General features: G+C 31.7%; 10 protein-coding genes. 3 read left to right on the plus strand and 7 right to left on the minus strand.

Annotated features, from left to right (window positions below; translation table 11 throughout):
- Positions 1-152 precede the first annotated feature (152 nt).
- From LEP1GSC199_RS21655 to LEP1GSC199_RS22070, 3 genes are read left to right on the plus strand one after another with little or no spacing between them, the layout of a single operon-like run.
- Positions 153-590, plus strand: coding sequence for a helix-turn-helix domain-containing protein (locus LEP1GSC199_RS21655; protein ID WP_002976059.1), 438 nt, complete (start codon positions 153-155; stop codon positions 588-590).
- Positions 497-865, plus strand: a complete 369-nt coding sequence (locus LEP1GSC199_RS22065) for an IS30 family transposase (protein ID WP_269746519.1) — start codon at positions 497-499, stop codon at positions 863-865. Before LEP1GSC199_RS21655 ends, LEP1GSC199_RS22065 begins: the two co-directional genes overlap by 94 nt.
- Positions 849-1,148 (plus strand): IS30 family transposase, encoded by a 300-nt coding sequence (locus LEP1GSC199_RS22070; RefSeq protein ID WP_002978716.1) that lies wholly within the window; start codon positions 849-851, stop codon positions 1,146-1,148. The genes LEP1GSC199_RS22065 and LEP1GSC199_RS22070 overlap by 17 nt, the downstream gene beginning before the upstream one ends.
- On the opposite strand, the gene LEP1GSC199_RS05455 is transcribed toward LEP1GSC199_RS22070, so the two are convergent.
- The 7 genes from LEP1GSC199_RS05455 to LEP1GSC199_RS21665 all read right to left on the minus strand — a co-directional run.
- Positions 1,145-1,414, minus strand: a complete 270-nt coding sequence (locus LEP1GSC199_RS05455; RefSeq protein WP_002978725.1) for a hypothetical protein — start codon at positions 1,412-1,414, stop codon at positions 1,145-1,147. The two genes, LEP1GSC199_RS22070 and LEP1GSC199_RS05455, sit on opposite strands and share 4 nt — an antisense overlap.
- Before the next feature lie 348 nt (positions 1,415-1,762).
- Complete coding sequence (locus LEP1GSC199_RS05460; protein WP_002978712.1) at positions 1,763-2,269, minus strand: hypothetical protein; 507 nt, start codon at positions 2,267-2,269, stop codon at positions 1,763-1,765.
- A 314-nt stretch (positions 2,270-2,583) separates the two neighbouring features.
- Complete coding sequence (locus LEP1GSC199_RS05465) at positions 2,584-3,138, minus strand: hypothetical protein (RefSeq protein ID WP_157356600.1); 555 nt, start codon at positions 3,136-3,138, stop codon at positions 2,584-2,586.
- A 606-nt stretch (positions 3,139-3,744) separates the two neighbouring features.
- Positions 3,745-3,951, minus strand: coding sequence for a hypothetical protein (locus LEP1GSC199_RS05470; RefSeq protein WP_002978723.1), 207 nt, complete (start codon positions 3,949-3,951; stop codon positions 3,745-3,747).
- A gap of 2 nt (positions 3,952-3,953) precedes the next feature.
- The gene (locus LEP1GSC199_RS05475) at positions 3,954-4,250 is read right to left on the minus strand and encodes a BrnT family toxin (protein WP_002978721.1); all 297 of its coding nucleotides are present in this window, start codon (positions 4,248-4,250) and stop codon (positions 3,954-3,956) included.
- A gap of 335 nt (positions 4,251-4,585) precedes the next feature.
- The gene (locus tag LEP1GSC199_RS21660) at positions 4,586-4,933 is read right to left on the minus strand and encodes a transposase (RefSeq protein ID WP_332307930.1); all 348 of its coding nucleotides are present in this window, start codon (positions 4,931-4,933) and stop codon (positions 4,586-4,588) included.
- A 277-nt stretch (positions 4,934-5,210) separates the two neighbouring features.
- Positions 5,211-5,565 (minus strand): transposase zinc-binding domain-containing protein (locus LEP1GSC199_RS21665; protein WP_002978714.1); only part of this gene is annotated, 355 nt, incomplete at its 5' end.

Here is a 5,565-nt window from a genome sequence, read left to right on the forward strand (position 1 = left end):
TTCGGAAGCAGAAACTGCCTCTGTCACCAAAATCAACATTGCAGCCGCAGAACCGTCGTCAGATGCCTTTTCCGGAATACAGTTCATAAATACAAAGGTAGAATCAAATTTTTAACGCAACACCGATAATCTAATGAATAAGGTGTTAATAAATGAATCATTATACAAGAATTAATTTGAAAGAAAGGGAAGTAATTGCTGAGATGCGATTTAAAGAGGAAAGTATTAGAAGTATAGCTAAGATACTGAATCGAAGTCCTTCAAGCATTTCCAGAGAATTATCTAAAGGTTATTCAAGAAATTCTTTCATTAATTATTCAGTATCAAATGCTCAAATCATTTCACAGAAGAATGAAAGTTCCAGAAATTCTGGTAAAATAAAGTTGCAAAAACATCCAAATTTACGAAAATTTATAAAATCTAAATTAGAACTTAAATGGTCACCAGAGCAAATAGAGATGTCTTTAAAAGAAAATCTGCCAAGCGGAATTACAGAATCAGTTTCCCATCAAACTATTTATACTTATATCTATCTTTTACCGAGAGGCGAACTAAAAAGGAATTGCAAAGCTATCTACGCCGAAAGATGAAACCCTACAAAAAGTCGAAAAATACTGATAATAGAGGTAAAATACCAGACATGATAAGCATTGAAGAACGACCAAAATCAGTTGAAAAAAGATCAATTCCAGGACATTGGGAAGGTGATTTGATAATTGGAAAGAATCACAAAAGTGCAATTGGTACAATTGTAGAGAGAACTACTAGAAATGTTATACTGGTTCCTTTAACAAGCACAGATGCTGAGACGTGGCGTCAGAAAAAGTTTTGCCAAGGAACTAAAAAAAATGCCAACAGAGCTTAGACTTTCGATAACTTATGATCAAGGTAAAGAAATGAGTAACCATAAGCTATTTACAAAAGATACTCAAATGAAAGTATATTTTTGTCATCCGGGAAGTCCTTGGGAAAGGGGGACTTGTGAAAATACGAATATGCTAATAAGAGATTTCTTTCCTAAAAAAACTGACTTTAATGATATATCAAGAAAAGAACTGAAAAGAGTCCAAAAGCTTTTAAATGAGCGTCCAAGAAAAACGCTTGGCTGGAAAACTCCCGCGGAAAAAATAAAGGAAGTGTTGCGTTAAACTTTAGAATCTATCATACTAGCTTTTGTAAGATTTAATAGAATTTTAAAAATTACAGGGATAAAATGCTGATAAGGTTCTTCAAATTGTGAATATTGATAGATATCAATTCCTAAAATGGATTTTTTTTCGGTTTTTATAGATTGGGTAAAAAATTCATCTTCAAGTCCTTTGTCACTTTCCGAGAAAGATGTATAATTGTGTTTAATGTCAATTTTTGCAAGATCACTTTCAATTTCAATTAGTGATTTTTTAAATATATTCATAATTTTTATTCCAGGTTATTGAATTAGTAAATATTAAAAAATGTCGTATAACGAACTAGTGGAGACGACGTTTCCCGACCCTGAGTCCCAACGGGACGTTAGGGACTGGCACGGAGTTTGCGGATGCAAACGAGTGACAGAAGGGAAATGTGGCGTAGCCCAAGCGAGGCCTCGTGCCGAAGCGCAGTGTTTCCACGCTGTTAGGCGTTGGTTTGGGGGCTTTAATATTTTTTATTCCCGATATTTCCTGGATTTATTTTCTTAGTTAATCAAGGGATATGTTTTTAGAAGCTGAAGTTCTTAAGATAATATTTCTGATTTAAATTATGAGCTAATTAATTTTTCTAATTATAACTTTGTATAAATAGGAAAGTTTTCTATTTCCTTTAATTGTATATCAAATTTTTCAATACTATTTAGCGATTTTTCTCGCTCAAGAAATTGTTCAAAATATCTTTTTGCTCTAGGTGAGTAATTATCTATTTCATTAGTTATGTATTTTTCTAAATCTTGCCCAAGAATATTTGAAGAATGATTTATTAATATTAGAAAGCGAATATTCTCTCTATAGTCACTAGAAAAATCTTCCATACTATGGAATAACAAAGCAGCTGATATATATTTATCATCTTTTTTGTATATTGCATATTCGGCTAAGAATCCACTAAATGCTAAAAACTTTCGCTTCAAATTTTGAGGTATGCTGGTTCTGAAGAATTCTTTGTTTTGTGTATTTAAATTTCTATATCTTTTTGTAAAATCAGTTAATTCTTCGTAAATTGTTTCTGATTTAGGTCTAAGCTTCGTATTTATTTGATCTAATTTTTTGAATTCATCGTAATTGATTTGATTCATACATTATATATTTAAGGCGATTTTTTTCAATTCTATGGATTTAAGAAGAAATCAAAAAAGAATATATTTTTTTCGATTTTTTATTTATAAAGATAGTTTTTTGCCCATGTCCTCAGGCATACAATCCCAAACTTGCGCATAACGAATTAGTGGAGACGACGTTCCTCGTAGCTGAGCCTCCGGAGGAGGCGTTAGCGTCGGCGCGTCTTCTTGCAGAGCAAGAAGCGTGACGGAGAGGAATGTGGCGCAGCCCAAGCGAGGCCTCGTGCCGAAGCGCAGCGTTTCCACGCTGTTATGCGAAGTCCTTTGGTCTACTATAGAAATTCATCGCAAATATTTGAATTTTGAAATATAATTGAACGTTGCTTGCAGTATAATTTTAGTATATTATTCCAATAAACTTGAAAATACTCTTGTTTTTGATGACAATGCTTTATAAGCGGAATATTATTTTTTTCAAATTCTGAATTAAAAATACAGTTTTGAATAATAGAATTAAATACAAAAAAGACAATTTTTCCCTTTTCTGTTGAAATTTCAATGAGCTTGTCAAATTTCGTATTTTCATAATCAGTATTGTATTCTTGGGGAGATATAAAAGAAAGTAAATTGAAATTGTTACCTAATTTTGACTTTATATAATTTAAATGAGTTTTTTTGAATTTTATTTTAATATTACTAAAAATGTCAACGCTTAAAATGTTTTCTTCAATTCGATCATTGATGAAAATTTCGTTTTCTTGAAAAGTATTACTCCGAAAATATTTAGCATATTCTTCCCTTTTTGTAGCAGTTAAAGTTTTTTCTGAATTTGTAAAATTATTTTCAATTTTGTATATTGTGTGTTTTTTTAGTAGGGCAATTTTCAAATATTCAAAAGAGATGAATATTGTAAAAATAATTAATATTGAGATAAAGTTTTCTTTTTTAATTATTCTGCATGAGAAAATGAATAAGAGAAGGAAAATGAATCCATAAAAAATAATTGGATATAAAACCAGAAAATGTAACCAAACGTATGTATCATTTAAAGAGTTTTCTGGAATTAAATATAAAAGAAAATCTATTAAGTAGGATATTAGATAAAAGATGTTTAGAAAAATGAATAATTTATTCATACAATTTTAGGATTTCGCATAACGAACTAGTGGAGACGACGTTTCCCGACCCTGAGTCCCGAACGGGACGTTAGGGACTGGCACGGAGTTTGCTGCTGCAAACGAGTGACAGAAGGGAAATGTGGCGCAGCCCAAGCGAGGCCTTGTGCCGAAGCGCAGCGTTTCCATGCTGTTAGTCGCAGTAGGTTATTTTATAATTATATTTATTATTTCTACTAAGTTTTTTTATAGTTAAATAATTGTAGAAGAGAGTTGGATTTAAAAAATTTGATCAGCTAATATTGAAAATCAGAGAATCCAGTTTCATCTTGATAAATACTAGATAAATTAAGCGAACTGAAAATTAGAAACTAAAAGTTATGCAGAAAGTTCTTTTTGTAGTTCAACTTCCTTTTTTAATACTTTATTTATAATTGAATTTATATCTTTACCTTTCGAAATAGCTATTTTCGAAAAATATTCTTCAATATCGTTATCTAGATAAATTGGTAGGTGGACATCCTTTTTATCTTTAATGTAAAAAATTCCTTTTTTGCCTTTTGAAAAGTCGTAATTTTTTTTCATAACTATTCTTTACCTAGTCTTTGGAGATATTCATTCTCCTCAGTTCTATTCGCCTGTCTTGCAGAAATTATTCTTAATTTTTCCTCTGATTTATTAGATTTGTCTACAAAAACAACAACTACAATGGTAAAATTTTCAACTTTTCCGATGACTAGCCACCTATCCTCATTTTCAGAATGTTTTTCGTCTTGTATGTATATAGCATCTTTATCTAGAAATACTTCAGAGGCTTGATTGAATGAAATATTATGTTTTCTTAGATTTGAGGCGTTTTTCTTATGATCCCATTCAAATAGCATATATTTATTAAATAGAAGCTTTTTAAGTAGGTAAATTGCAATTTCTTTTCCTTTTTCTTAAATCTATAATTTAGAATTAATTTTTAACCTATTGCGCATAACGAACTAGCGGAGACGACGTTCCTCTTAGCTGAGCCTGCAGGGCAGGCGTTAGCGTCGGCGCGTCTTCTTGCGGAGCAAGAAGCGTGACGGAGAGGAATGTGCCGGAGGCCAAGCGAGGGCTCGTCCCGAAGCGAAGCGTTTCCGCGCTGTTATCTGCTGTGCCCTATGCTAAGTTTGGCTTGCTGCCTGTTTTTTCTCACTAAGGAATTTAATAGTCCAAAATTGAGTCAAAGTTAAGCGACAAGTCTTGTGAATAGTTCTTCAGTAGGCGGATCCTTTCCAAATTTGATGTAAACAATATCTGGAACTTTGAATTCGTCAACTTCTTCTAACAGAATCATCCTTTGATTGCAGAAAGGACAAGATTTGTGGAATTTATGATTCTCATCGAGAATGGAATCATCATTGATTTTTGATTCTGTTTCTTCTTTACTGTTTATCTCTAATAATTGATTTACGAGGTCATACTTAGATCTACTAGCGGAGCTGTAGAAACCAGAATAACGAATAGATTTAATGTTTTGTGGAATGATGTGTTTGATGTATCTATTTACAAATTCATGGTTAGAAAAGGAAAAGATTTATCTTTATTATGAAGATTAATGGAACCATTATCAAAATAATCGACCTGATTAAGATCGAGAGCATTTCCTTTTATAGTTTTGGAAAGGTAGTCAATGATAGGAAAAGGGGAATCGTATTTCTTAGAAACAAATATATTTTCTTTATGTAAATTATCTATATTTAGTCTGAAGTCATTTCCAAGTTCAGGATGTTTCTTATGTAAAAGAATTAATTCTTTCTTTAGAATTTGGTTATATATAGAATTGAAGTTATCAAGTTTGAAGAGAGTCTGATCTAGTAAGAGAAATCTTGTCCTGTTTTTTTGGATAGAGCAATAGAATTGAGAAGGATGTGTATATGAGGATGAAGCTGGTAAGCATCCCCATGAGTGTGTAGAACAGAAATGAAAGCCGTAGTAGGGGTTAGGTCAAAAGAATACTTAATTAATTTGAGAATCGTATTAGATGAAGCTTCAAAAAGGATTTCTATAAATTCTTTATAATGGGAAAGAATATATGGATACAGAAAAGAAGGTAACTTAAAAACAAGATGATAATGTGGAGAATTAGAAACTTTTTCTTTTGTATTAGAATTCCATTCTCTTTTATTTTCTGATTGGCAAGTAGGACAAGATCTATTGTTACAAGAT

It is taken from the genome of Leptospira vanthielii serovar Holland str. Waz Holland = ATCC 700522 (assembly GCF_000332455.1).
In the GTDB taxonomy this organism is placed as follows: Bacteria; Spirochaetota; Leptospiria; order Leptospirales; family Leptospiraceae; genus Leptospira_A; species Leptospira_A vanthielii.

Coding starts and splice junctions, on each gene's coding strand:
- LEP1GSC199_RS21655 (WP_002976059.1), top strand. CDS start 153: ATGAATCATTATACAAGAATTAATTTGAAAGAAAGGGAAGTAATTGCT.
- LEP1GSC199_RS22070 (WP_002978716.1), top strand. CDS start 849: ATGCCAACAGAGCTTAGACTTTCGATAACTTATGATCAAGGTAAAGAA.
- LEP1GSC199_RS05455 (WP_002978725.1), bottom strand. CDS start 1,414: ATGAATATATTTAAAAAATCACTAATTGAAATTGAAAGTGATCTTGCA.
- LEP1GSC199_RS05460 (WP_002978712.1), bottom strand. CDS start 2,269: ATGAATCAAATCAATTACGATGAATTCAAAAAATTAGATCAAATAAAT.
- LEP1GSC199_RS05470 (WP_002978723.1), bottom strand. CDS start 3,951: ATGAAAAAAAATTACGACTTTTCAAAAGGCAAAAAAGGAATTTTTTAC.
- LEP1GSC199_RS05475 (WP_002978721.1), bottom strand. CDS start 4,250: ATGCTATTTGAATGGGATCATAAGAAAAACGCCTCAAATCTAAGAAAA.